Here is a 23843-nt window from a genome sequence, read left to right as displayed (position 1 = left end):
TAAGGCTGAGCGGGCGGCGGCACGACGCCGCCCGTTTCCGTTTTCCGGTCGCTCCGGGAACCCATTGGTCGTCCGCGTGTTTCCTCACGGGGGCGTGCGGGTATCGTCGCGCCCTCCTAAATTCCAAGAAAACAGGAGGGAAGACGATGGACGAGAAGAACATGTCCGGCGGCGACAGGGTCCTCACCAACCGTCAGGGCCATCCGATCGCCAATAACCAGTCGCAGCGCACGGTAGGCTCACGTGGTCCGGCGACGCTCGAGAACTACCAGTTCCTCGAAAAGATCACCCATTTCGACCGCGAGCGCATTCCGGAGCGGGTTGTCCACGCACGCGGCTTCGTCTGCTACGGCGAATTCGAGGCGACCGGCAAGATCGGCGACGAGCCTGCGTCGAAATACACGCGCGCCAAGCTGTTCCAGCAGGCGGGCAAGAAGACGCCGCTGGCGATCCGCTTCTCCACCGTGATCGGCGGCCGCGATTCATCAGAGGTTGCGCGTGACCCCCGCGGCTTTGCCGTCAAGTTCTATACCGAAGACGGCAACTGGGACCTTGTCGGTAACAATCTTGCAATCTTCTTCATCCGCGACGCCATCAAGTTCCCGGACGTGATTCACTCGCTGAAGCCCGATCCGGTGACCTTCCGGCAGGAGCCGAACCGCATCTTCGACTTCATGTCTCAGACGCCCGAATCCATGCACATGCTGACGCACCTGTTCTCACCGCGCGGCATTCCGGCGAGCTATCGCCACATGGAGGGTTTCGGCGTCAACACCTACAAGATGGTCAATGCCCAGGGCGAGACCTGTCTGGTGAAGTATCACTTCCATCCGCGCTGCGGCATTGCGAGCCTCACCGCAGAGGAAGCGGCCAAGGTGCAGGGCCAGGATTTCGGCTCGGCCTCCAAGGATCTCTTCACCTCCATCGAAAGGGGCGAGTATCCGCAGTGGGACATGTATGTGCAGATCATGGAAGACCATGATCATCCTGAACTCGAATGGGATCCGCTCGACGATACGAAGATCTGGCCGGAGAAGGATTTCCCGCTCCGCCACATCGGCACCATGACGCTCAACCGCAATGTCGAGGACTTCTTCAACGAGAACGAACAGATCGCCATGGGCACCGGCGTGCTCGTCGATGGTCTCGACTTCTCCGACGACAAGATGCTGGTCGGGCGGACCTTCTCCTATTCCGACACGCAACGCTATCGCGTCGGAACGAACTACCTGCAGCTGCCAGTCAACCAGGCGAAGAACGCCAAGGTCGCGACCAACCTCTCCGGCGGTACGATGTCCTATCGCCGCGAGATGGCGCCGGGCCAGAACCCGCATGTCAACTACGAGCCCTCGATGCACAACGGCCTCACCGAGAGCCCGGTCGAGCAGCCGAACAATCCGCCCGAGATCCATGGCCGGCTGACGCGCAGCGTGCTGGAGCGCCGCAACGACTATGTCCAGGCGCGTGGCCGCTACTGCACGATGATGGACTGGGAACGCGATGACCTCGTCTTCAACATGGGCGACCTGCTCGGCCAGTGCGAGCGCGACATCCAGGAGCGCATGCTCTGGCACTTCTTCCTCGTCCATGACGACTACGGTCGTCGCGTCGGCGAGAAGCTCGGCATCAGTGCCGACGACGTCAGGAAGCTCGGTCCGCTGCCGAAGCAGATCCTCACGGACGAGGACCAGAGGCGCCTGCAGAACCTGGGCAACAATGGCGACAAGATCGATCCGACGGTCTGGGGCCAGTGGACGAGTTCGGTGAAGAACTACAAGGCCTCCGCCGAGGAAGTCCTTATGGGCAAGCTGCCGAACGAGGGCATGACCCGGAGCCAGGCGGCGGAATGACCCCTGCTGGCCGGCTCCACGAGGCCGGCCGCTTCTTCAACGGAAGGATCGATCATGAGTGATAGCGAGCCTCGCGACGCGAACCATAGAAATTCCGATGCGGTGCCACCCGGCACACCCAATGCGGCGGAGAATACGTGCCGCCGCTGCTCGGGCTCCGGCCGGATCGATGGGGCCGAATGCCCGGACTGCGGCGGGACCGGCAAGGTGCTGACGCCGGTTGGCGGCGCCGGCTGACAAACCACCTCCCCTTGCCGCGCCGGCCATGCTAGACGGCGCGAATGAAAGGCAAGACGATCGCAATCATCGGCGGCGGACCCGCGGGGCTCATGGCCGCCGAGGTATTGTCGGCTGGCGGCTGCGACGTCACGGTCTATGATGCCATGCCGACCTTCGGCCGCAAGTTCCTGCTCGCTGGCAAGTCCGGTCTCAACATCACCCACTCGGAAGAATACGATACGTTCCGAACCCGCTTCGACAGCGCCAACGCGCGGCTGCGCCCGGCACTGGATGAGTTTCCCCCGCAGGACATCCGCAACTGGGCCCAAGGTCTCGGTACGGAAACCTTCGTGGGAAGCTCGGGGCGTGTATTCCCGAGGGTCATGAAGGCTTCGCCGCTGCTGCGGTCCTGGCTGCGCCGGCTGGAGCACCAGGGGGGCCGGCTCATGCCGCGCCACCGCTGGATCGGGTTCGAGAATGGCGGATATGCGTTCGACACCGCGGCCGGCCCCTTGCTCGTTCGCGCGGACGCATGCGTGCTCGCCCTCGGCGGCGCCAGCTGGCCACGTCTCGGCTCCGATGCCGCCTGGGTGCCGTGGCTGAAGGCGCGCAACGTCCGGATCAATCCCTTCCGTCCCGCCAATTGCGGTTTCGACGTCGCCTGGAGCGACGCCTTCCGCGAGCGGTTCGCTGGCGCCCCGGTCAAGTCGGTGACTGCGACATCAGATACCGGCACGATCCCGGGAGAGTTCGTGATTTCGCGGCACGGCATCGAAGGCAGCCTCGTCTATGCCCATGCCGCAGCGCTGCGCGACCGGCTGGAGCTGACAGGCGAAGCAGCGCTCGTAGTCGATCTCGCGCCCGGTCGAACAGAGGCACGGCTTGCCCGCGATCTCGCTCGACAGGACCGCAAGGCAAGCTTCGCCAACCGGCTGCGCAAGGCAAGTGGGCTGGAAGGCGTGAAGGCCGCGCTGCTACGGGAGTGCGTTCCGAACGCCGCCCTTCTCGACGCCGAGACAGTTGCTGCCCGCATCAAGGCGCTGCCGATCCCGCTCCTGCGGCCACGACCGATCGAGGAGGCTATCTCGTCTGCGGGTGGCATCGCTTGGTCCGCGATCGATGAGACGTTCATGCTGAAGCAGCTTCCGGGCGTGTTCGTCGCCGGCGAGATGATCGACTGGGAGGCGCCGACCGGCGGCTACCTTCTCACCGCCTGCCTTGCCACCGGACGGGCTGCGGCGCGCGGTATCGAGGAGTGGCTCGCCGGTCGCTGAGGAAGCGGCCGGTATCCGCGGCAACAGGTCATAGACGAAGCGGCTTCCATCCAGCCTCGATGCGAGGCTAGGGTACAACGACTACCGCTTTCTGACGCTCCAGGGCCGCCTGCACATGACGCTTACCCGACGCCGACATATCGTCAGCACCAGACGCACCGTAACCGGGCTGATCCTCGTTGCGGCCATTTCCTTCATTGCAGGAATGACCGATGCCGTCGGTCTTATGCTTACCGGCGACTTCGTATCCTTCATGACGGGCAACACGACGCGCGCCGCGCTCTCCTTCGCCGACGGCAACTATGGGCACGCGATCGTGCTGCTCGCGGCACTCTGGGTCTTCATCATCGGCAATGCGCTGGGCATCATCATTGCCCACACGCTCTCCAGCCGCCGGACCTTCGCCGTCCTCGCCAGCGTCGCTCTTGTCGTCGCGATTGCGGCCCTGATCCCGGACGAAGGTTATCGTCGCATCCAGTTCTACCTCATCATCCTGGCAATGGGCATGATCAACGCCACGGTCGAGCATATCGAGGGCCTGCCGATCGGCCTGACCTATATCACCGGGGCGCTGTCCCGTTTCGGGCGAGGCGTGGGCCGGTGGATCGTCGGCGACCGCAATCCGACAGGTTGGGTCATACAGACGATCCCGTGGAGCGGCATGGCCTCCGGTGCGGTCTCAGGCGCTTTCCTGACCCATTGGCTCGGCAAGGATGCATTGTGGGCCGTGGTGATCGGCATCGTGACCATCGCCATCGCGACCGTCTTCCTGCCGCGCCCGCTTCATCTCCATTTCCAGCAAGCGATCGTGCCGAAAGGTCGGCGGCGGCGTTGACAGCGCTGATCAAATGCGGCGACAGATGTTATCATGTTCATCTTCTCCAAGCTCTTCTGGCTCGCAGTCCAGCCGCTCTCCCTTGCCTTCCTGCTCGCGACCTTCGGTGCCTTGCTGGCGTTTACCGGGTTTCGCCGTACCGGCGGGATTGCGGCAGCGCTCGCCGCTCTCATCCTTTTCGTGACCCTCTATACGACGGCAGGCGGCGTTGCCCTGCAGGTGCTGGAAGCGAGATTTTCGAAGCCGCCTGAGGAGCCGCAGGAGGTGGGCTGTATCCTCATCCTCGGCGGCGCCATGGAAAACGAGGTCACAACCAGCCGCGGTGGCGTGGAGTTCAACCAGGCGGCCGAACGATTCGTCGAGCCGCTTCGGCTTGCGCTTCGTCATCCTGGAGCCCGCATCCTGGTGTCTGGCGGCGACGGGTCGATCAGCGGCGCCTACGAGGGCGAGGCCAGTGCATCGGAGCGTCTGTTCTCTGCGTTCGGCATCCCGCCGGACCGGCTGGTGAAGGAAAACGCCTCGCGCACGACCTATGAGAATGCGCAGCAGACAAAGGATGTTCTGGCGCGAGAGGGCATCACGGACTGCCTCATGGTGACCTCCGCCTTTCACATGCCGCGGTCCATGGGGCTCTTCCGAAGGGCAGGCATACCCGTCACACCCTGGCCGGTCGACTACCGAACGAGCGGCATCTTGCACCTCGGCTTCGACTTCACCCAGCCGACCTCGAACGCACAGCTGACATCGACTGCGGTGCGTGAGTGGCTGGGCTTGGTCGGCTACTATGCCACCGGGCGCATCGACAACGTATTCCCAGCCGAATGACTGCTATTTCCGCGAGATTGTCACGAAGCGTCCGCCGCGCACGCGGACGGTCATCTCGCAGGGCTTGTCGTCCGTGCGCTCGCAGAAGCGCGGGTGCATCTTCATCACGAAGACCATGTTGCCGAAGCGCTTGATGAAATCGTAGCCGTAGACGCGGGCGGTGGCGATCATGAAGTAGCCGCCCTCCTTGGCCCGCAGATAGAAGTTGTAGGGGCAGCCGTCTTCATTGCAGTCCGGGCCGCGCGTCCCGTCGCAGGTGATCTCGCCGTGATTGCTGACAGCATCGACGATGCCATCATTGTTGATGTCCAGCCGGGTCATGAAGCCGCTGCCGAACTGGGCGATCTTGCACTGTTTGCGGAAATGATCCTTCTCGTAGATCTCCGGATCGTTCAACAACTGCTGCTGCGTCGGTGCTGCCGTCGGTACGAGCGCCAGCCCCAGGACCTGCGCGGCGATGATCAGATGCTTTTTCACGGGCATTGGCTCCTAACCCCTTCGCCTCCTCGCGCGACGCGCGTAAGAAGACCGAATACATGAAGTCGTGCTAACGCATGGCACTTGCGCGACGCTGGAGGGTGAGACGTGCTCTACATACTGGACTACGCCGGTGTGGTGGTCTTTGCCGCGACAGGCGCACTGGCAGCCTCGCGCAAGCAGCTCGACATCATCGGCTTCCTCTTCTTCGCGGCGCTGACCGGCGTCGGCGGCGGAACGCTCCGGGACCTTGTTCTGGGACGAACGCCCGTCTTCTGGGTCATCGATCCGGCCTACATCCTCGCCTGCGTCGCCACCGGCGTCGTCGTGTTCTTCGCAGCCCATCTCGTCGAGTGGCGATACCGGCTGCTGCTCTGGCTCGACGCCGTCGGACTTGCGGCCTACAGCGTGATGGGTGCCGCCATAGGGCTTGCCTCGACGAGCTCGGCATCGATCGCCATCGTGACAGGCGTCCTGACGGCCACATGCGGCGGGATCCTCCGCGACACGCTGGCCGACGAGGCTTCCGTTCTCCTGCGATCCGAAGTCTATATTTCCGCCGCACTTGCCGGCGCCGGGGCCTTCACCCTGCTCGAAGTCCTGGGCATGCCGTCGCTCGCAAGCTCGGCCGCGGGTTTCGTCGTTGCATTTGGGCTGCGTGGCGGAGGGATCCGCTACGGGTGGACCATCCCGCGGTACCGGCCGAGAGCCGGGCGCGATCCAGAAGATGCCATTGGCAAACGCTGAAAAACCTAGCTCTTCTTCTCGCGGAGCCGGATCACGACGTCGACATAGGAGATTTCCATCCCTTCCGGAGCGGGCGGCAGGTTGCCGATCTCGATATTGCTGACGGGGATATCCAGGACCTTGTTGCGGCCCTCTATGAAGAAGTGATGGTGGTCGGAGACGTTGGTGTCGAAGTAGGTCTTGGCGCCCTCCACCGCCAGCACGCGGATCATCCCGGCTTCGGTGAACTGGTGCAGTGTATTGTAGACCGTGGCGAGCGAGACCGGCACATCGGCGGCGATTGCCTCCTCGTGCAGCTCTTCCACCGTCAGGTGACGGTCGCCCTTGGCGAAAAGCAGCTCGGCGAGGGCGATGCGCTGGCGCGTCGGCCGCAAGCCGCAATCGCGCAACTTCGTCTCTATGCTGAACAAAGCCCCTGCCATACTGCCAACACGCCCCATCACTGTCTGTGACATACTATCTTGAGTTTCGGATATAACTTTTGCCGGCCCCGCTTTCAATAGGGTGCGCAGTGCTTGGACCCCGGGCAGGAGCTTCCCAAAAACGAGCATTTTCGTCGTCGACCTCTGGCTTGCGGGCCAAGCTTCCTATATGCGGTCCCATGAATGCTGTCCGCCGAGATCGTCCGGTCAACCGTATACGCTTTCGCTACGGACATGGTTGTGCTTCAATTTCCGCCGTCCCTGTCATAATGATCTGGCTCGGCACGAGGGAACCAAACTTTGATGACGGAAAGACAGTCAAGCTTCTCTTACGATGAAATCCTCGCCTGCGGCCGGGGGGAATTGTTCGGGCCGGGCAATGCCCAGCTACCCCTGCCCCCCATGCTGATGGTGCACCGGATCACCGATGTTTCGGAGACCGGGGGCGAGTTCGGCAAGGGATATATTCGCGCCGAGTATGACGTCCATCCGGACGACTGGTACTTCCCGGTCCACTTCCAGGGCAACCCGATCATGCCGGGCTGCCTCGGCCTGGATGGCATGTGGCAACTCACGGGTTTCTACCTTGGCTGGCTGGGCGAGGAAGGTCGCGGCATGGCTCTGTCCACCGGTGAGGTGAAGTTCAAGGGCATGGTTCGTCCGCACACGAAGCTTCTGGAATACGGCATCGACTTCAAGCGCGTCATGCGCGGTCGTTTGGTGCTCGGCATCGCCGACGGCTGGGTCAAGGCGGACGGGGAAACCATCTATCAGGCAACCGACCTGCGTGTCGGTCTGTCGAAGGAAAAGGCCGCCTGAGCTACGGCACCGGCGCGGCATCAAGCAGAAAAGGTCATCAAGATGAGACGGGTTGTTGTCACGGGTCTCGGCATCGTGTCCTCCATCGGAAACGACGCTTCCCAAGTCACCGAATCTCTCCGCCAGGCAAAGTCGGGCATCTCCTTCTCGCAGGATTTCGCCGACCACGGCTTCCGCTGCCAGGTGTGGGGCCGGCCCGACCTCGATCCGACCGATCTCGTCGACCGTCGCGCCATGCGCTTCCTGTCTCAGGGCGGTGCCTGGAACCACGTCGCCATGAAGCAGGCGATTGCGGATTCCGGTCTCGATGAGAAGGACTACAGCGAGAACGAGCGCGCGGGCATCATCATGGGGTCAGGCGGCCCGTCGACCCGCACCCTCATCGAAGCGGCCGACATCACCATCAAGAACGGCAGCCCGAAGCGGATCGGCCCGTTTGCCGTGCCGAAGGCCATGTCCTCGACGGCATCGGCGACGCTTGCTACCTGGTTCAAGATCCATGGCGTGAACTATTCAATCTCGTCGGCCTGCTCCACCTCGGCCCACTGCATCGGCAATGCCGCGGAGATGATCCAGTGGGGCAAGCAGGACCTGATGTTCGCCGGCGGCCACGAAGACCTCGACTGGACCATGTCGAACCTCTTCGACGCGATGGGCGCGATGTCCACGAAGTACAATGACCAGCCGGCAAGTGCCTCGCGTGCCTATGACGTCGACCGTGACGGCTTTGTCATCGCAGGGGGTGCAGGGGTCCTCGTGCTCGAGGAACTGGAGCATGCCAAGGCGCGCGGCGCCAGGATCTATGCCGAGATCGTCGGCTATGGCGCGACCTCCGACGGCTACGACATGGTGGCTCCTTCAGGCGAAGGCGCTGTCCGCTGCATGCGGCAGGCGCTGTCCACGGTGAAGGGAGACGTCGACTACATCAACACCCACGGCACCTCGACGCCCGTCGGTGATTCCAAGGAGATCGGCGCCATCCGCGAGGTCTTCGGCGACCGCATCCCGCACATCCAGTCCACCAAGTCGCTGACGGGCCATTCGCTCGGTGCCGCCGGCGTACAGGAATCGATCTATGGCCTGTTGATGATGCAGGAGAAGTTCATCGGTGAGAGCGCGCATATCCAGACGCTCGACCCGGAATTCGAAGGCGTTCCGATCGTGCGCCAGCGCATCGACGATGCGAAGATCGACACGGTGCTTTCCAATTCCTTCGGCTTCGGCGGCACCAACGCCACGCTCGTCTTCCAGCGCTACAACGGGTAGAATTCATGACAGGGTTCATGCAGGGGAAGCGCGGCCTGATCATGGGGGTCGCGAACAATCACTCCATCGCCTGGGGTATCTCGAAGGCAGTTGCGTCCCAGGGCGCCGAACTCGCCTTCACCTATCAGGGCGAGGCCCTTGGCAAGCGGGTGAAGCCGCTCGCCGCGGAAGTCGGCTCTGATTTCCTGCTGCCGTGCGACGTGGAAGACATCGCCTCCGTTGACGCTACCTTCGAGGCCATCCGCGAGCGCTGGGGCAAGCTCGACTTCCTCGTCCACGCGATCGGCTTTTCAGACAAGAACGAGCTCAAGGGGCTCTATGCCGATACCACGCGGGACAATTTCACGCGCACCATGGTCATCTCCTGCTTCTCCTTCACGGAGGTCGCCAAACGCGCCGCGGGTCTGATGACCGAGGGTGGCTCGATGCTGACGCTGACCTATGGCGGCTCCACGCGCGTCATTCCCAACTATAACGTCATGGGTGTGGCCAAGGCTGCGCTTGAGGCCTCGGTGCGCTATCTGGCGGCTGACTACGGTCCGCAAGACATCCGCGTCAACGCGATTTCCGCCGGCCCCGTCCGCACCCTCGCCGGCGCCGGTATTTCCGACGCCCGCGCCATGTACTCGTGGAACCAGAAGAACGCGCCCCTGCGGCGCACGGCGACCATCGAGGACATCGGTGGATCGGCGCTCTACCTGCTGTCGGATCTCTCGCGCGGCGTGACGGGGGAAATCCATTTCGTCGACGCGGGTTACAACATCACGTCGCTGCCGACTCTCGAGCGGCTCCGCAAGGCGGACGTAGAATAATACTGATGCGCATTATAATGCGCATCTTGCTAGGACGGGTCTACTAAGCTATCTTTCAAAGAAGCTAAGGTGGCCCCATGGAGCGAAACAGTCAGAAGATTCTCTCCCGCTTGAAACGGGAAGGATTTGAGCTGGTTTCAGTCAAGGGATCTCATCACAAGCTGCGGAAGGGGACGGTGACAATCATTGTTCCCCATCCGAAGAAGGATTTGCCGCTGGGCACTGCAAAGGCTATCGCCAAACAGGCCGGCTGGGTGTGAGACGGACAGGATGAAGCACTTCATAGCGCTTGTTCACAAGGACCACGACAGCGCCTTCGGCGTCAGCTTCCCCGATCTGCCATCGGTCTTTTCCGCCGCGGATGGAGAGGATGATCTGGTTGCCAATGCAACGGAGGCGCTGAGGCTCTGGTCGGAAGACGAGGTGTTGCCGGTACCATCAAGCTATGAAGAGATTGTCTCGCGGGACACCGTCCGAGATGAGTTGGCTCAGGGTGCGTTCCTGATCCGCGTACCCTTCATAGAGGATGATTCACGCGTCGTGCGGGCGAATGTAACCTTCGAGAAGGGCATGCTGGATGCCATCGACGCTGCAGCAAGAGAGCGAGGCCTGACTCGCTCGGCGTTTCTCGCGAGTGCCGCCAGAAAAGAGATCGAGGCCGCCTGAGAGGTCTCTACTTCCTCGCCCACAGCACCTTGAAGCGCGCGTTGCGGCAGGTTTCGCCACTCTCCCTGAACTCTTCCTTCAGCACCGGCTCGTAAGGCAGGCCGCGATTGGCGACCAGCATCAGCCTTCCATTGCCCCTGAGCGCCGACGCGGCGGTGCGGATCAGTGCCTTGCCCAGTTCCGGATCGGCCGCCTGCGCCTCGTGGAAGGGCGGGTTCATGATCACCAGGTCGTATTTCTCCTTGGGCGGCTCCACGGCGAGATCCTGCCAGAAGAACCGCGCGTTGAGGTTCGGACAATTGCGGGCGACGTTGCCCTTCGCGAACTCCAGCGCCTTGTAGTCCGCCTCGAAGAGATCGACGCGGTTGACCCGCGGTGCCTGTTCCGCCAAGCGCACGGTCAGGTAGCCCCAGCCTGCGCCGAAATCCGCGGCATTGCCGTCGAAGTCGGTCGGCAGCCGCTCCGCGAGAAGCTCGGAGCCCGGATCAACGCGGTCATGGGAGAACATCCCCGGTGCGGCCTGGAAGCGGCCTTCCACCGTGACCGGCAGCTTCTTCAGCGCCTGAATGGCAGCCGTCGCATCCTGCGGTCGCGCCAGCCAGATCGCCACGCCATGATACTTCGGGGTGTAATCGAGCTGTATGCCGAGCTTGAGCAGCGTGTTTCGCAAGGGCTGGATACCGTCCTCCTTGCCGCCGGCAACGATGATCATCCCGCCTTGCCTGACGCGCTCCAGCGCTTCCGCCACACGGTTCTCGTTCTCGCCCTTGTGCTTGCCGCACAGGACAAGAGCCATGTCATAGTCGTGCCCCTCGGCTTCGGGAAGGGTCCCTTCCGGCAGGAAGCGGAACATCGGCCGGAACGGCTGTACCGCCGTCACCTTTGCCGCGAAGCCTTCCGGAAAGCCCAGCCCGGCTTCCGCCCCCAGGAAGAGAACACGCTCGCCCGCCAGCGGGACCGGGACTGCTCCGGTGGCGAAAGGATGGAAGAGTGTCTTCAGGGCATCTCGGCTCATCGCGGCTGACCTTCGAAAATGGATAAAGAAAAGGCGCGGAAACCATCCCGCGCCTCGATGCTTCAGGAAAGAAGAACCTTACTCGGCAGCTTCGCCGCCTTCGCTCTTCTTTTCCTTCTTCTCCTGCGGGATCTCCTGACCGGTCGCTTGGTCGACGACCTTCATGGACAGGCGAACCTTGCCGCGCTCGTCGAAGCCCATCAGCTTCACCCAGACCTTGTCGCCTTCCTTGACGACGTCGGTCGTCTTTGCAACGCGGTCGGCTGCGAGCTGCGAGATATGCACGAGGCCGTCACGCGCACCGAAGAAGTTGACGAAGGCGCCGAAATCGGCGGTCTTGACGACCGTTCCTTCGTAGACGGCGCCGACTTCCGGTTCCGCAACGATCGAATGGATCCACTTGCGGGCTGCCTCGATCTCCTTGCCGGAGGACGAGGCGATCTTGACGGTGCCGTCGTCCTCGATGTTGATCTTGGCGCCGGTCTTTTCCACGATTTCGCGGATGACCTTGCCGCCCGAGCCGATGACTTCGCGGATCTTGTCGACCGGGATGTTCATCACTTCGATGCGTGGAGCGAATTCGCCCAGCTGCCCACGGCTTTCCGTGATGGCGTTGGCCATTTCGTTGAGGATGTGCTTGCGGCCACCCTGCGCCTGGCCGAGTGCGACCTTCATGATCTCTTCGGTGATGCCGGCGATCTTGATGTCCATCTGCAGCGAGGTGATGCCGTCGGCCGTACCCGCCACCTTGAAGTCCATGTCGCCGAGATGGTCCTCGTCGCCGAGAATGTCGGAGAGAACGGCGAAGCGTTCACCTTCGAGGATCAGACCCATGGCGATACCGGCCACCGGCTTTGCGATCGGAACGCCGGCATCCATCAGCGCAAGCGAGGTGCCGCAGACGGTTGCCATGGAGGACGACCCGTTGGATTCGGTGATCTCCGAAACCACGCGCAGCGTGTAGGGGAACTGCTCGGCGGTCGGCAGCATCGGGCGGATGGCGCGCCATGCGAGCTTGCCGTGGCCGATCTCGCGACGACCCGGGGAACCCATGCGGCCCGTCTCACCAACCGAGTAGGGCGGGAAGTTGTAGTGGAGCAGGAAGCGCTCCTTGTACATGCCGGTCAGTGAGTCGACATACTGCTCGTCTTCGCCGGTGCCCAGCGTCGCAACCACGATCGCCTGGGTTTCGCCGCGGGTGAACAGGGCGGAGCCGTGCGTGCGGGGCAGGATACCGACTTCCGAAACGATCGGACGGACGGTTTCCAGGTCACGGCCGTCGATGCGGTTCTTGGTGTCGAGGATGTTCCAACGAACGATCTTTGCCTGCAGGTGCTTGAAGACGGCACCGATGACTTCCGGTGTATACTTCGGCTCCATGCCTTCCGGGAAGAAGTGCGCCTTCACCTTGGCCTTGACGGCGTCGACGGCGGCGTAGCGGTCGGCCTTCTGGGTGATCTTGTAGGCGTCGCGCAGTTCCGCCTCAAAGTGCTGCAGCATTTCGGCTTCAAGTGCCGAGTGATCTTCGGGCTGGAAGTCGCGCGGCTCCTTGGCAGCCACTTCTGCGAGCTTGATGATCGCGTCGATGACCGGCTGGAAGCCCTTATGGCCGAACATGACGGCGCCGAGCATCACATCTTCCGGCAGTTCCTTGGCTTCAGACTCGACCATCAGGACGGCGTCCTGGGTGCCGGCAACGACGAGGTCGAGTGTCGACTCGTCCATCTCGTCGAGATGCGGGTTCAGCACGTATTCGCCATTGATGTAGCCGACGCGCGCGCCGCCGATCGGGCCCATGAAGGGAACGCCGGAAAGCGTCAGGGCTGCCGAGGTGGCAACCATGGAGAGGATGTCGGGGTTGTTTTCCAGATCATGCTGGATGACCGTGACGACGACCTGCGTGTCGTTCTTGTAACCTTCCGGAAAGAGCGGACGGATCGGGCGGTCGATCAGGCGGGAAACGAGGGTCTCGTTCTCCGACGGGCGGCCTTCACGCTTGAAGTAGCCGCCAGGAATCTTGCCGGCGGCATAGGTCTTTTCCTGATAGTTGACGGTCAGCGGGAAGAAGTCCTGGCCCGGCTTCGGCGATTTGGCCGAAACAACGGTCGCAAGAACGACGGTCTCGCCGTAGGTGGCGAGGACGGCACCGTCCGCCTGGCGGGCGATCTTGCCGGTTTCCAGCTTGAGCGGACGTCCGGCCCACTCGATTTCAACAGAATGCGTATCGAACATTATTCGTGTCCTTCGTGGCGCGGCCTCGAAGCGTCCGAGGACGGTACGGCCGGCGCGTGTGGTGACGTGACACGGGCAAGACAACGGGAGGCTTTCGGTCCGGCGGATCATCTCGATCCTGACGAGCCAGGCGATGTGCCTGGCGAAAGCATCCGGCAATCCTGCCCCATGGCAGGTCATCGGTTGATTTGGCGGGTCCGGCCCATCCGGCCTGCCAGTCTGACCCCTTCGGGGCCAGCATTTCCGATCATGCGGAAATAGGCATGGCGGGCGTCTCCTGCGAGGCGCCCGCCATGAAGCGTCTTAGCGGCGGATACCCAGGCTGGCGATCAGCTTGGTGTAGCGGCCTTCGTCCTTCTTCTTGAGGTAGTCAAGAAGCGAGCGGCGGCTGGAAACCATCGCGAGCAGACCACGGCGGGAATGGTTATCCTTCTTGTGGCCCTTGAAGTGTTCGGTCAGGTTGTTGATGCGCTCCGTCAGGATCGCAACCTGGACTTCCGGAGAACCGGTGTCGCCTTCGACGGTGGCGTATTCCTTGATCAGCGCAGCCTTGCGCTCGGCAGTAATCGACATCGGACAGGTCCTTTCTTGGTGAGGATCATGGGGTCGCCTGTGGCCGGGATGTCGTCCAGCCATGGCCGTGAAAGCAAAAGGGATGCCTGTGGCACCCGATGCTGGCGGTGCCTATACTCCATATGCCCCGCAAATGGAAGGGCCCAGCATCATCTCAGCCGAAGACGCGCTTGGGCCGGAACTCACCCTGCCCGATCTCGCCGATCGCAACCAGCCGTCCCCGGGCGGTCGCATAAGCTTCCGGCTCGGCAAGCGGGGCATCACGTCCCCGAACGATCACCGGATTCCCCATCCGCAGGCGATGCGCCTGGTCGTCCGTCACCGCAAGATGCGGAAGGTTGGAGAGTGCCTCGGCAGTATCGATCAAGTGGGCGTCGAGCGCTGCGAGACGTTCCTCCCGGTCCTCGATCTTCTCGAGCGCCACGAGGTCGGCGAGCGGCACCATGCGATCTTCCCCAAACGGTGCGACGAAGGTGCGCCGCAAGCCGGAGATATGGCCGAAGCATCCGAGATCACGGCCGAAGTCGCGTGCCAGCGCCCGTACATAGGTCCCCTTGCCGCACTCGACTTCGAAATGGGCAGTATGCGCATCGGGGCAGCCAATGAGGGTGAGGCGATGGATCTCCACCTCGCGGGAGGGGATTTCAACCACCTCCCCGTCGCGTGCAAGGTCGTAGGCCCGTTCGCCGGCGATCTTGATCGCCGAGAACTGCGGCGGAACCTGGCTGATCGTGCCCGTATAGCGTGGCAACAGGGCGAGGATATCCTCCTCGGTCGGCCGCTTTTCGGACGTGTGGGTGACCTCGCCTTCGAGGTCGTCCGTCAGCCGCTCCTCGCCCCAGGTCACGGTGAACTCGTAGACCTTGCGACCATCCATGACATAGGGAACGGTCTTGGTGGCGTCGCCGAGCGCAATGGGCAGCATCCCCGACGCCAATGGGTCAAGCGTTCCCGCATGACCACACTTCTGGGCATTAAAAAGCCACTTGATCTTGGAGACGGCTTCGGTCGAACCGAAGTCAACGGGCTTGTCGAGGATGAGCCAGCCCGATACCGGGCGGCCCTTGGGCTTGCGAGGCTTTGACATGGATAACTTTTCTTATTCTTCGTCTTCGGAGGCCGGAGCATCGAGGTCGCGCCTCACCTCGGGGGACCGCAACAGCTGGTCGATCTTCTTGTAGTTGTCGAAGCTGGTATCGTCCCGGAACCGTACTTCCGGCATGTATTTCATCTGCCGCAGCTGGCCACCGAGCCGGCCACGGATGAATTTCGCATTGCGGTTCAACGCGTCGATGACCGCCTGGTGATCCGGCAGGCCGAGGGGCGTCACATAGGCGGTGGCGATCTTGAGGTCGGGCGACATCCGCACTTCGGAAACCGAAATCACGGTCTTCTCCAGAAGATCGTCGCGCACCTCGCCCCGCTGCAGCACCTGGGTGATTGCGGCGCGCACCTGCTCACCAACGCGAAGCATGCGCTGGGACGGCGCCGAGGAGGTTGCTTTTGCCATTCTTGTATCTCTTTCGCGCGGCTCTGGCGTCTGGCTCCTGGCCTGTCGCGCCGCGCTTCACGGTTTTCACGGCTCAAATGCATCGTCAGGCCGCAAAGGTCAAGGACTGCGCGTCCGCTCCGCCCTTGACGTGGCGCAAGAAATGTCCAACTACGTCTGCTTCTCCGTGCCGGCAGAAAAGCCGCGCGGATCAGAACCCGGTGCCGGGCCCCTCTGGCGAGAGTACTACGGCGCTCTCGCGATGTCGGTACCGCCTGCAATTAAGCCGGCGGATTTTTTATGTCCATGACACATGTGCTTCTAGCCTGCAGCGATGCCGGAATGGTTTCGGCTGCTCGAGTGCCTTCTTACGCGGCCCTCCAAAAGGAGGCCGGGAAATGAACCAGGCGCAATCCCATACCTCCCTGTTCGGCTATCTGAAGTGGTCGATCATCGTCACCGTTGTCGGCCTTCTTCTTGGCGGCGTGCTTGGATGGCAGACGACGGGGACCGTCAGCGGCATGCTGACCGTCTTCTTCATCTGTGCCGTTCTGGCGGTGCTGGAAATCTCGCTCTCCTTCGACAATGCGATCGTCAACGCCAACAAGCTGAAGGACATGACCCCCGTCTGGCAGCAGCGCTTCCTGACCTGGGGTATCCTGATCGCGGTCTTTGGCATGCGCATCGTCTTCCCGCTGCTGATCGTGGTGATCGCCGCGGGCATCGGACCGATCGATGCAATCGTGCTGGCAGCCGCCCAACCGGACGAATATGCCCGCATCATGCATGACGCGCACCTGCCCATCGCGGCCTTCGGCGGCACCTTCCTGATGATGGTCGGCCTCACCTACTTCTTCAACCACGAGAAAGACATCCACTGGGTGGTGGTGCTGGAGAAGTACATGTCGCGTTACGCGACCATCAAGGGCGTGGAAATCGCCTTCGTGCTGGCGCTGATCCTGATCTTCTCGAACATTCTCGACGGGGAAGCCTCCTACACTTTCCTGACCTCGGCAATCTACGGCCTGATCACCTTTCTGGCCGTAGAACTGCTGGGCGGGCTGCTCGATGCCTCCCAGCGAGCCATGTCTGAAGCGGCAAGGGGCGGCCTCGGCGCCTTCATCTATCTTGAGGTGCTCGACGCCAGCTTCTCGTTCGACGGAGTGATCGGTGCGTTTGCGCTGACGCAGAACCTCTTCATCATCGCGATCGGCCTCGGCATCGGCGCCATGTACGTCCGCTCGATGACCATCATGCTCGTGGAGAAGCAGACGCTCACACACTACCGCTACCTCGAGCATGGCGCGTTCTACGCCATCCTCATTCTTTCGGTGATCATGTATGTGCAGACGCTGTACCACATCCCGGAAGCGATCACCGGTCTCGGCGGCGCAAGCCTCATAGGCCTGTCGCTCTGGTCCTCGATCCGGCACAACCGGCAGGAACGTGTCCGGGATGTGGATTTGGCAAGCGGCGAAATCTGACGGCGAAGGCGTGAAGCAAAGGACCTCCGCCTTTGCTTCACGCAGCTGTGACAACTATTGGTTTGACAGGGCCCGGCGGATTACGGCACTAGAGGTCGCAAGTTCCTCCCAAAGGGCTCGGATGCGTCAGCTGAAGTTGTTTTCCATGTCCCTTGCCTGCCTCATCGCCGCATTGGGGAGCCTTGCCATATTCTCGCAGGAGATCGATGTCCTCCTGCAGCCGCAGCGGACAGAGCCGAGCTTCTTCAATCAGATGGCTTCGCGGCCCCCGCCATACGGCCCGTCGAGCTACTCCAAGAAGATCACGCTTATCGACTGTACCTACGCCTTGCTGAACCTTCGCCGGGTCGAAACACCGGAGAAGGCCGCTGCCGTCGCGCAATCCTGCGAAAGGCTCAGCGACAGCATGACGGCGACCATGCCGACCAATGCACATGCGTGGTACGTAAATGCGCTTGCCCATGCCCGGCTGGGCGAAACGGACGCGTTCCTCGCAAGCTATCGCAAGTCTCGCGAACTTGGGCCGAACGAGCAGTGGCTGGCGGAGAACCGCACACGCCTGGCGGAAGAAATGTACGCGGAACTCGACGAGGAAAGCCGCCGCCTTCATGAGGCCGACCTGACACTGCTGGCGAACAGCCCCCGCGGCACGCGAACGCTCGCAGCGCGCTATGCGAGGAACGAGGAATTCAGGGAACGGATCATCCAGATAGTCGAGCGCCTGCCTCCCGATCGGCAGCGGGCGTTCCTCCAAAACGTGCGCAGCGTGCTGCGCTAGGTTCGGGAGGACTGATCGTGAAGCAACTGTTCCGGCGTCTTCTTCCTACCAGGAACGATCGATCACAAGGACGGCAGAAGCTCTTCTTCGACCAGCGTCCGGAGTTGATCTACGTGATCGGCGATGTCCATGGCTGCATGTCGCTCCTGCGCAAGATGGAAAGGATCATCGCCGCAGATGCCGAGGCGTGTGAAGGAGAGAAGTGGATCGTCCTGCTTGGAGACTATGTCGACCGCGGACCGGAAAGCGCCGCGGTGCTCGACCACCTGCTGGCTCGGCCACCCGCCGGCTTCAGGCGCTTCTGCCTCGCAGGCAATCATGAACAACTCATGCTGTCCTATCTGGGGGCTCCCGATCCCAACCACTTCTGGCTGGGCCTTGGCGGGCATGACACACTTCGCTCCTACGGCCTCTACGAGATGGCAGAGCGATCCACCTCGATGAAGGCACTGCTGGAAAGCCATGTGCCGTCCGAGCATGTCGACTTTCTCCAGACGGCGCCATCGCTGCTAGCCGTCCCCGGCTTCGTTTTCGTCCACGGCGGCATCAGGTCCGGTGTAGCGCTGGAACAGCAGGCCGAGGAGGATCTCCTGTGGCTTCGGCCGTCGCGCGATACCACATCGCCCGCAGACGTCATCGTAGTGCACGGACATACGCCCGTCGATGACGTGGAGATCTTGCCGGGCAGGATTAATGTCGACACCGGAGCTTACGCCAGTGGTCTATTGTCCTGCGTTAGAATTGATCGTAACAACCATATAGTTAAGCTTGCGGCGGGTTAACTAAACCAGGCGAGTGAGCATGGTGCTGTTTTCTCTTTCCTGTATTGATAACGCCTGAAAAGCCATTCGATTCGATGACACATATTCATCGCGCATTCGGGAAAGAGCATGCAAAGCGATATTGATCTCCGTAGCCTCCTCGGCATCGTTCGCCGACAGCTCTGGCTCATCCTCTCGATCGTGGTGGGCCTGACCGCACTGGCGGCCATCATCACCTATTCGCTCGAGCCGCGTTACTCGGCGTCGGCACAGGTCTTCGTCGATACGGCGGCCAAAGGAATTCTAGATGCTGAAGAGCCTACTCGAAACTCGGGCTCCGACAATGCTCGGGTGGATACCGAAGTGGTCATCACCCGCACTGACGAAATCCTCCTTTCCGTCATCAACAGCGAAAATCTCGTGGCCGACGACGAGTTCGGCGTGAAGATCTCCTTGACCGACCGAGCCCTGCAGTTGCTCAGGCTCAAGTCCGCCGCGGCGCCTGCACCGGAGGAGGCCGCGGCCGACGTTCTGGACAATTTTCGCGACTCCGTCAGGGTGAGCCGGCGTGGCATGACCTATGTCATCGATGTCACCGTGACGTCCGAGGACCCGGCAAAGGCAGCGCGGCTCGCCAATGCGGTCGCGAAAGCTTCGATCCAGAAGCAGATGGACACCAAGGTCGCGGCCATCCGGGAGGCGCGCGATCGCGTCCAGCCGGCCCTCGAGCAGGCAAGGCAGACGCTTACATCCACCTCCCGCAGCATCGACACTTTCATTGATCGGAACATCGAACTTCTGCGAGAGCAGGGGTCGCCCAGCGTCGGCATGTTCTACGATGAGCTTACCCGTATCCGGAACCAGCGCGAGCGGGATTTCCAGCGACTTCAGACGCTGGACCAGACCATCCGGCAGAACGATTACGCTTCGCTTTTCCAGAACCTTCAATCCGACGCCGCAAGGGAGTTGCAGCAGCGCCAGGAAGAGCTTGCGGGACAAATCGCGCAGGCGGAAGCCAACGAGGCGATCGAACTGCGTGCTGAACTGCAGCGCGTCACCGAGTCCATTCGCAACGAGGCCGCCCGCGCAATGGATCAGTATCGCGGCCAGCTCGCCACGGCTGAGCAGCAGGAGACGTCGATCCGCTCAAACCTGCTGAACGCCGTCATGGGAAGCAATCTGCCCGACGCTGCTGTCGGGGATCTATACAGCCTTGCCAACCAGGTGCAGAGTGCAAAGAAGAACTTCGACGACCTGTCGATGCAGGCCGGGCGAATGGACATCCTGGCAGCCCTCCAACTCCCCGATAGCGGCGTCATCTCCAATGCTACGCCGCCCCGCGAACCGTCCTATCCGAGGAAGGGCGTGATCCTGCCCCTCGTCTTCATGACGGCGCTTGGCCTAGGCGTCGGCCTCGCATTCGTTCGCGAATACTTTGTGGGCGGATTGACGAGTGAGGACCAGGTGGAGACGGTCCTGCGGCTGCCACTCGTCTCCATCACCCCGCGAGAAGCGGAGGAAACAAATGCGGAGACGGGCGCCCAGACCCTCTCCGACATCATCATCCGATCACCCCTCTCGATGTTCGCGGAGTCGGTGCGACGTATCCGGGTCGCGATCGACCAGCACCTGTTCAAGAAGCAGGGGATCCGCGAGGAGGGCAGCGGTGGCACGGTGATCATGGTCTCCTCTGCGCTTCCCAATGAAGGCAAGTCGACCATGGCGCTTTCGCTGGCGCGGACCTATGCGCTGTCAGGCAAGCGGACGCTGCTCATCGATTGTGATCTTCGAAAGCCCAGCCTGCACCGTCACCTCGGGCTGGAGCCGAGCACCGGCTTCGTCGAGTTTCTTCGGGGTGCCGAAACCGGCGCCTCGCTGCCCAAGCTCACGGTCACGGATCAGCCGACGGGCCTGACCGTGCTGCTGTCCGGGCGACGCAGCAGTTTCCCGACGGACGACCTGTTCATGGGCCCGGAGATTGCACGCCTGATCGCCGTCGCACGCCGCAACTTCGACTACATCATCCTCGACACCCCGCCGGTTGAGCCGGTCGTCGACGGGCTCTACCTCGCGCGGCATGCCGATGTCATCACGTTCATTGTTCGGTGGGCCGTCACGCCTCAGGCCAGCGCCAAACATGCCGTGGCAGCGCTGCGCGAGAGTGCGCCTGAAGGGACTCCCATCCTTGCCGTCCTGAACCAGCAGGAGCGCGCCAAGCTCTTCGGCTACTATTCCTATTCCGACTATTACGTGGACTAGAACTTCTCCAAGTAGGGAAGATCCTCCGGGTGAACCTCCTGGGTCACCCTGTGGATCCGATCGATGGCGCGGTCACGCGAGACCTGCAGATGCCTGCGAAGCGCGTCTGCTGCAGCGGTAACGTGACCGGCCTCCAGCTTCTGGACGATATCGAGATGTTCGGGCAGGAATGGCTCGGCGCCGAACAGTCGCGGCATCCACCGATAAAGGAACCTGTGCGCGATCAGCAAGGCCTGCGGCAGGCTGATCGCCTGCATCATCGGACCGTTTTCGCAGTGGCCAAGCAACGTGACGTGCAGGTCCTCCTCCAGCCGGTCCAGGTCCGGGCCGGTCAGGGTCTCCGCGCTGCTGATCGCGGCTTCCAGCCGTTTCCGGATCTCCGGAAGAAGCTCTGGAGGCAGGCGGGATGCCGCCTTTTCCAGGGCAACCGGCTCGAGCAGCCAGCGTAGCTCGTACAGTTCACCCACATGCTCCGGTGTCATCGCCGGCGCGATCCACCGGGAGCGATCGTCCTTTCGCACCAGGCCCCGCTGTTGCAGCCGCGCGACCACGTCCCGTGCGACGGTACGGCTGACGTCATAGTAACGGGCAAGTTCCGTCTCGTTGACTCGCCACCCGGCGAACGACGTCCGGGCCGCGATCTCGCTCTCTACCTCACCATAGATCCGCTCCCAGGTCGCCAGCTGCGTCAGGCGCATCTCGTCACCCGAGCCAGGGACAGCCGCCCCGTCACGAGGTCTTGTCCTTCGGCTTCGCAACCCGATAACCACGCCCGGACGACTTCAGCAGCAAACCCTCCCGTTCCAGTTCGCAAAGCGCCTGGCGGGCGGGTGCGCGGCTGATGCCGAACTGCTCCGCAAGGCCCGATTCGCTGAGCCGTGTGCCCTCCTCCAGCACGCCCTGCACAATCTGTCCTGCGACGATCTCAAACACCTGCTGGTAAAGGCGGGGGACTGTCCCGGCCACCGCCTTTGCCCCCTGGCCCTGCGAGCCCAACTCGCGCTCCGAAGCCATGTCCCCTCCTCCGGATCGTTCAAGCTGCGGTTGTCTAGGCATCAAGCTTAGCAGCTTGCGCGACGGCCATCAAACGGCAAGCGCTCGCAAACACACGAGCGGGGTTGATAAAATCCGGATCTAATGTATAGTGTACACAAAGTACGTTAGGAGGAGAATACATGGGCGACCGCCTCGCGGGCAAGAATGCTCTCGTGACCGGGGCCGGACAGGGTATCGGCCGGGCGATTGCCATTCGATTTGCTGAGGAGGGAGCGAGCGTCGTGGCGACCAGCCGCAGCATCGCCAAGATGGAAGACCTGCCAGAGATCTCTTCTCGCATCACGATTGCAGAACTCGACGTCACCGACGCTTCGGCGATCCGGGAAGTCTTCGGCGTTGCCGGCCCCCTGGACATCCTCGTCAACTGCGCCGGCTGGGTCCACAATGGTTCGATCCTCGACTGCGACGAGGACGCCTGGCAGAGAAGCCTGGACCAGAACGCGACTGCGGCCTTTCGCACGATCAAGGCGACATTGCCGTCGATGGTCGAGCGTGGCTGTGGGTCGATCATCAACGTTGCCTCCGTGGCATCCAGCATTACCGGCGTCGCCAATCGGGCTGCATACGGTGCAAGCAAGGCCGCGATGATCGGCTTGACCAAGGCCGTGGCGCGCGACGTGATCGCCACCGGCGTTCGCTGCAATGCGCTCTGCCCCGGCACGACGCATTCGCCCTCCCTGCAGGACCGCATCGACGCCAGCGACGACCCCGCGGAAATGCACCGGACATTCATCGCCCGTCAGCCGATGGGCCGATTGGGAACAGTGGAGGAGATGGCGGCGGCCGCGGTCTACCTCGCGAGCGACGAAACCGCATACATGACCGGCCAGCTTCTGGTCATCGATGGAGGCCAGACACTATGAATTCGCCAGTCAGAACGACAGGGAGCGACGTCGTCCATGCCTCCATCGAGGCAACCGACGGCTTCTGCCGGAAGGTGTTTGCCGCGATCGGCGCCGACGAAGCCACGGCGGATGCAGCCACCCGGGCCATGATGCATGGGTCGCGGCTGGGCGTTGACAGCCATGGCGTCAGGCTTCTCGCTCACTACGTGAAGGTCATGGAGGCCGGGCGGGTCAACCGGCGGCCGAATGTCCGGATCGCGCAGTCCTTCGGCGCGGTCGCCTCTCTTGATGCCGATCACGGTCACGGCGCTCTCGGCGCCTATCGCGGAATGGACCATGCCGTCGCTCTTGCCGAACAGTTCGGCGTCGGCGCCGTCTCGATCCGCAACGGCTCGCATTTCGGGCCCGCCGGGGCCTATGCCATGGCGGCTGCGGAACACGGCTATATAGGCCTTGCAGTCTGCAATTCCGACAGTTTCGTCCGTCTTCATGATGGGGCGATGCGCTTCCATGGCACGAATCCCATCGCCTTTGCCGTTCCGGTGGAAAACGACCAGCCATGGCTTCTCGACATGGCGACGAGTGCCATTCCCTACAATCGCGTGCAGCTTTACCGAAGCCTCGGCGTGCAACTGCCGCAGGGTGTTGCATCGGATGAAGCCGGGCGGGATGTCCGGGATCCGGAACAGGTCGAAATGCTCGCGCCGGTCGGGGGCGAATTCGGCTTCAAGGGCGCCGGGCTTGCCGGAGTTGCCGAGATCCTCAGCGCGGTCATCTCCGGGATGGGCCTGAGCTTCGATCTCCTGCCGATGAACGGCCCCGACCTGTCGACGCCCCGCAGTCTTGGCGCCTTCGTGCTGGCACTCAAGCCGGGTGCCTTCGTTGATCGGCCGGTATTCGAAGCCGGCATGAAGCGGTACGTCGAGGTGCTCCGGTCGTCGCCGGCCCGTGAGGGCACCACCGTCATGGCGCCGGGCGATCGCGAATGGAAGGTCGCGGAGGAGCGGCGCCGGACAGGCCTGCCGCTCGATCCTGCGACACGCCAGGCCTTTGCCGAACTTGCCGAAAAACATGGACTGACGCCGCCCTTCGACAGGTGAAGGAGTTTCCGGCAGGCGGACAAGGCCGGCCGGTTCTGC

At 62.5% G+C, this 23843-nt stretch carries 26 protein-coding genes; 17 read left to right on the top strand and 9 right to left on the bottom strand.

Going from position 1 to position 23843, the window contains the following annotated elements:
* Positions 1–146 precede the first annotated feature (146 nt).
* The 5 genes from NT26_RS18930 (at position 147) to NT26_RS18910 (ending at position 5003) form a co-directional block, all read left to right on the top strand.
* Positions 147–1850, top strand: coding sequence for a catalase (locus NT26_RS18930; protein ID WP_052641044.1), 1704 nt, complete (start codon positions 147–149; stop codon positions 1848–1850).
* Positions 1851–1904: 54 nt separating this feature from the next.
* Positions 1905–2087 (top strand): hypothetical protein, encoded by a 183-nt coding sequence (locus tag NT26_RS18925; RefSeq protein ID WP_052641043.1) that lies wholly within the window; start codon positions 1905–1907, stop codon positions 2085–2087.
* 44 nt (positions 2088–2131) lie between these two features.
* Positions 2132–3343 (top strand): TIGR03862 family flavoprotein, encoded by a 1212-nt coding sequence (locus tag NT26_RS18920; RefSeq protein ID WP_052641041.1) that lies wholly within the window; start codon positions 2132–2134, stop codon positions 3341–3343.
* A 115-nt stretch (positions 3344–3458) separates the two neighbouring features.
* A complete protein-coding gene (locus NT26_RS18915; RefSeq protein WP_052641039.1) occupies positions 3459–4178 on the top strand; it encodes a YoaK family protein in 720 nt (239 codons plus the stop codon).
* 33 nt (positions 4179–4211) lie between these two features.
* On the top strand, positions 4212–5003 hold the full coding sequence (locus tag NT26_RS18910) for a YdcF family protein (protein ID WP_052641037.1): 792 nt from the start codon (positions 4212–4214) through the stop codon (positions 5001–5003).
* Between the two features lie 3 nt (positions 5004–5006).
* Here NT26_RS18910 and NT26_RS18905 read toward each other — a convergent pair whose 3' ends face one another.
* Positions 5007–5480: a hypothetical protein gene (locus NT26_RS18905; RefSeq protein WP_425287719.1), complete on the bottom strand. Its 474-nt coding sequence runs from the start codon at positions 5478–5480 to the stop codon at positions 5007–5009.
* Between the two features lie 108 nt (positions 5481–5588).
* Here NT26_RS18905 and NT26_RS18900 point away from each other — a divergent pair, with 108 nt between their 5' ends.
* Positions 5589–6227, top strand: coding sequence for a trimeric intracellular cation channel family protein (locus tag NT26_RS18900; RefSeq protein WP_052641034.1), 639 nt, complete (start codon positions 5589–5591; stop codon positions 6225–6227).
* Positions 6228–6232: 5 nt separating this feature from the next.
* Here NT26_RS18900 and irrA read toward each other — a convergent pair whose 3' ends face one another.
* Positions 6233–6649, bottom strand: a complete 417-nt coding sequence (irrA, locus tag NT26_RS18895; protein ID WP_052641032.1) for an iron response transcriptional regulator IrrA — start codon at positions 6647–6649, stop codon at positions 6233–6235.
* Positions 6650–6952: 303 nt separating this feature from the next.
* On the opposite strand from irrA, the gene fabA reads away from it, so the two are divergent.
* The 5 genes from fabA (at position 6953) to NT26_RS18870 (ending at position 10212) form a co-directional block, all read left to right on the top strand.
* On the top strand, positions 6953–7468 hold the full coding sequence (fabA, locus tag NT26_RS18890) for a 3-hydroxyacyl-[acyl-carrier-protein] dehydratase FabA (protein WP_052641030.1): 516 nt from the start codon (positions 6953–6955) through the stop codon (positions 7466–7468).
* 42 nt (positions 7469–7510) lie between these two features.
* On the top strand, positions 7511–8734 hold the full coding sequence (fabB, locus tag NT26_RS18885; protein ID WP_052641028.1) for a beta-ketoacyl-ACP synthase I: 1224 nt from the start codon (positions 7511–7513) through the stop codon (positions 8732–8734).
* 5 nt (positions 8735–8739) lie between these two features.
* Entirely contained in the window at positions 8740–9546 is an 807-nt protein-coding gene (gene fabI, locus NT26_RS18880; protein ID WP_052641026.1) for an enoyl-ACP reductase FabI, read from the top strand.
* 77 nt (positions 9547–9623) lie between these two features.
* On the top strand, positions 9624–9806 hold the full coding sequence (locus NT26_RS18875; protein WP_052641024.1) for a type II toxin-antitoxin system HicA family toxin: 183 nt from the start codon (positions 9624–9626) through the stop codon (positions 9804–9806).
* Between the two features lie 10 nt (positions 9807–9816).
* Complete coding sequence (locus NT26_RS18870; protein ID WP_052641022.1) at positions 9817–10212, top strand: type II toxin-antitoxin system HicB family antitoxin; 396 nt, start codon at positions 9817–9819, stop codon at positions 10210–10212.
* A gap of 7 nt (positions 10213–10219) precedes the next feature.
* On the opposite strand, the gene NT26_RS18865 is transcribed toward NT26_RS18870, so the two are convergent.
* From NT26_RS18865 to rbfA, 5 genes are all read right to left on the bottom strand, one after another.
* Positions 10220–11227 (bottom strand): class I SAM-dependent methyltransferase, encoded by a 1008-nt coding sequence (locus tag NT26_RS18865; protein ID WP_052641020.1) that lies wholly within the window; start codon positions 11225–11227, stop codon positions 10220–10222.
* A gap of 78 nt (positions 11228–11305) precedes the next feature.
* Positions 11306–13459, bottom strand: a complete 2154-nt coding sequence (pnp, locus tag NT26_RS18860) for a polyribonucleotide nucleotidyltransferase (protein ID WP_052641018.1) — start codon at positions 13457–13459, stop codon at positions 11306–11308.
* 303 nt (positions 13460–13762) lie between these two features.
* Positions 13763–14032, bottom strand: a complete 270-nt coding sequence (gene rpsO / locus NT26_RS18855; RefSeq protein WP_052641016.1) for a 30S ribosomal protein S15 — start codon at positions 14030–14032, stop codon at positions 13763–13765.
* Between the two features lie 154 nt (positions 14033–14186).
* Positions 14187–15119, bottom strand: coding sequence for a tRNA pseudouridine(55) synthase TruB (gene truB / locus NT26_RS18850; protein WP_052641014.1), 933 nt, complete (start codon positions 15117–15119; stop codon positions 14187–14189).
* A gap of 12 nt (positions 15120–15131) precedes the next feature.
* Positions 15132–15542: a 30S ribosome-binding factor RbfA gene (rbfA, locus tag NT26_RS18845; RefSeq protein WP_052641012.1), complete on the bottom strand. Its 411-nt coding sequence runs from the start codon at positions 15540–15542 to the stop codon at positions 15132–15134.
* A 377-nt stretch (positions 15543–15919) separates the two neighbouring features.
* On the opposite strand from rbfA, the gene NT26_RS18840 reads away from it, so the two are divergent.
* From NT26_RS18840 to NT26_RS18825, 4 genes are all read left to right on the top strand, one after another.
* On the top strand, positions 15920–17005 hold the full coding sequence (locus tag NT26_RS18840; protein ID WP_052641010.1) for a DUF475 domain-containing protein: 1086 nt from the start codon (positions 15920–15922) through the stop codon (positions 17003–17005).
* Between the two features lie 121 nt (positions 17006–17126).
* Positions 17127–17783, top strand: a complete 657-nt coding sequence (locus NT26_RS18835; protein WP_052641008.1) for a tetratricopeptide repeat protein — start codon at positions 17127–17129, stop codon at positions 17781–17783.
* A gap of 17 nt (positions 17784–17800) precedes the next feature.
* Positions 17801–18565 (top strand): metallophosphoesterase family protein, encoded by a 765-nt coding sequence (locus NT26_RS18830; RefSeq protein WP_052641006.1) that lies wholly within the window; start codon positions 17801–17803, stop codon positions 18563–18565.
* 108 nt (positions 18566–18673) lie between these two features.
* The gene (locus NT26_RS18825; protein ID WP_052641004.1) at positions 18674–20803 is read left to right on the top strand and encodes a Wzz/FepE/Etk N-terminal domain-containing protein; all 2130 of its coding nucleotides are present in this window, start codon (positions 18674–18676) and stop codon (positions 20801–20803) included.
* Here NT26_RS18825 and NT26_RS18820 read toward each other — a convergent pair.
* A complete protein-coding gene (locus NT26_RS18820; RefSeq protein ID WP_052641002.1) occupies positions 20800–21501 on the bottom strand; it encodes a GntR family transcriptional regulator in 702 nt (233 codons plus the stop codon). The two genes, NT26_RS18825 and NT26_RS18820, sit on opposite strands and share 4 nt — an antisense overlap.
* Positions 21502–21532: 31 nt before the next feature.
* The gene (locus NT26_RS18815) at positions 21533–21817 is read right to left on the bottom strand and encodes a winged helix-turn-helix domain-containing protein (protein WP_052641000.1); all 285 of its coding nucleotides are present in this window, start codon (positions 21815–21817) and stop codon (positions 21533–21535) included.
* 161 nt (positions 21818–21978) lie between these two features.
* Here NT26_RS18815 and NT26_RS18810 point away from each other — a divergent pair, with 161 nt between their 5' ends.
* The gene (locus NT26_RS18810) at positions 21979–22722 is read left to right on the top strand and encodes an SDR family oxidoreductase (RefSeq protein ID WP_052640998.1); all 744 of its coding nucleotides are present in this window, start codon (positions 21979–21981) and stop codon (positions 22720–22722) included.
* Entirely contained in the window at positions 22719–23804 is a 1086-nt protein-coding gene (locus NT26_RS18805) for an Ldh family oxidoreductase (protein WP_052640996.1), read from the top strand. The genes NT26_RS18810 and NT26_RS18805 overlap by 4 nt, the downstream gene beginning before the upstream one ends.
* Positions 23805–23843: the final 39 nt, after the last annotated feature.

The sequence above is a fragment of the Pseudorhizobium banfieldiae genome, assembly GCF_000967425.1.
Classification (GTDB): Bacteria; Pseudomonadota; Alphaproteobacteria; order Rhizobiales; family Rhizobiaceae; genus Neorhizobium; species Neorhizobium banfieldiae.
This window is presented reverse-complemented; position numbering and strand designations above follow the sequence as displayed.

What these genes read in the sequence shown, in the direction of transcription:
- NT26_RS18920 (WP_052641041.1), top strand. Translation starts at nt 2,132, where the DNA reads ATGAAAGGCAAGACGATCGCAATCATCGGCGGCGGACCCGCGGGGCTC.
- pnp (WP_052641018.1), bottom strand. Translation starts at nt 13,459, where the DNA reads ATGTTCGATACGCATTCTGTTGAAATCGAGTGGGCCGGACGTCCGCTC.
- NT26_RS18825 (WP_052641004.1), top strand. Translation starts at nt 18,674, where the DNA reads ATGCAAAGCGATATTGATCTCCGTAGCCTCCTCGGCATCGTTCGCCGA.
- NT26_RS18835 (WP_052641008.1), top strand. Translation starts at nt 17,127, where the DNA reads ATGCGTCAGCTGAAGTTGTTTTCCATGTCCCTTGCCTGCCTCATCGCC.
- fabI (WP_052641026.1), top strand. Translation starts at nt 8,740, where the DNA reads ATGACAGGGTTCATGCAGGGGAAGCGCGGCCTGATCATGGGGGTCGCG.
- NT26_RS18870 (WP_052641022.1), top strand. Translation starts at nt 9,817, where the DNA reads ATGAAGCACTTCATAGCGCTTGTTCACAAGGACCACGACAGCGCCTTC.
- rbfA (WP_052641012.1), bottom strand. Translation starts at nt 15,542, where the DNA reads ATGGCAAAAGCAACCTCCTCGGCGCCGTCCCAGCGCATGCTTCGCGTT.
- rpsO (WP_052641016.1), bottom strand. Translation starts at nt 14,032, where the DNA reads ATGTCGATTACTGCCGAGCGCAAGGCTGCGCTGATCAAGGAATACGCC.
- fabA (WP_052641030.1), top strand. Translation starts at nt 6,953, where the DNA reads ATGACGGAAAGACAGTCAAGCTTCTCTTACGATGAAATCCTCGCCTGC.
- NT26_RS18875 (WP_052641024.1), top strand. Translation starts at nt 9,624, where the DNA reads ATGGAGCGAAACAGTCAGAAGATTCTCTCCCGCTTGAAACGGGAAGGA.
- NT26_RS18815 (WP_052641000.1), bottom strand. Translation starts at nt 21,817, where the DNA reads ATGGCTTCGGAGCGCGAGTTGGGCTCGCAGGGCCAGGGGGCAAAGGCG.
- NT26_RS18930 (WP_052641044.1), top strand. Translation starts at nt 147, where the DNA reads ATGGACGAGAAGAACATGTCCGGCGGCGACAGGGTCCTCACCAACCGT.
- fabB (WP_052641028.1), top strand. Translation starts at nt 7,511, where the DNA reads ATGAGACGGGTTGTTGTCACGGGTCTCGGCATCGTGTCCTCCATCGGA.
- NT26_RS18840 (WP_052641010.1), top strand. Translation starts at nt 15,920, where the DNA reads ATGAACCAGGCGCAATCCCATACCTCCCTGTTCGGCTATCTGAAGTGG.
- NT26_RS18925 (WP_052641043.1), top strand. Translation starts at nt 1,905, where the DNA reads ATGAGTGATAGCGAGCCTCGCGACGCGAACCATAGAAATTCCGATGCG.
- truB (WP_052641014.1), bottom strand. Translation starts at nt 15,119, where the DNA reads ATGTCAAAGCCTCGCAAGCCCAAGGGCCGCCCGGTATCGGGCTGGCTC.
- NT26_RS18805 (WP_052640996.1), top strand. Translation starts at nt 22,719, where the DNA reads ATGAATTCGCCAGTCAGAACGACAGGGAGCGACGTCGTCCATGCCTCC.
- NT26_RS18820 (WP_052641002.1), bottom strand. Translation starts at nt 21,501, where the DNA reads ATGCGCCTGACGCAGCTGGCGACCTGGGAGCGGATCTATGGTGAGGTA.
- NT26_RS18910 (WP_052641037.1), top strand. Translation starts at nt 4,212, where the DNA reads ATGTTCATCTTCTCCAAGCTCTTCTGGCTCGCAGTCCAGCCGCTCTCC.
- NT26_RS18915 (WP_052641039.1), top strand. Translation starts at nt 3,459, where the DNA reads ATGACGCTTACCCGACGCCGACATATCGTCAGCACCAGACGCACCGTA.
- NT26_RS18810 (WP_052640998.1), top strand. Translation starts at nt 21,979, where the DNA reads ATGGGCGACCGCCTCGCGGGCAAGAATGCTCTCGTGACCGGGGCCGGA.
- NT26_RS18865 (WP_052641020.1), bottom strand. Translation starts at nt 11,227, where the DNA reads ATGAGCCGAGATGCCCTGAAGACACTCTTCCATCCTTTCGCCACCGGA.
- irrA (WP_052641032.1), bottom strand. Translation starts at nt 6,649, where the DNA reads ATGGCAGGGGCTTTGTTCAGCATAGAGACGAAGTTGCGCGATTGCGGC.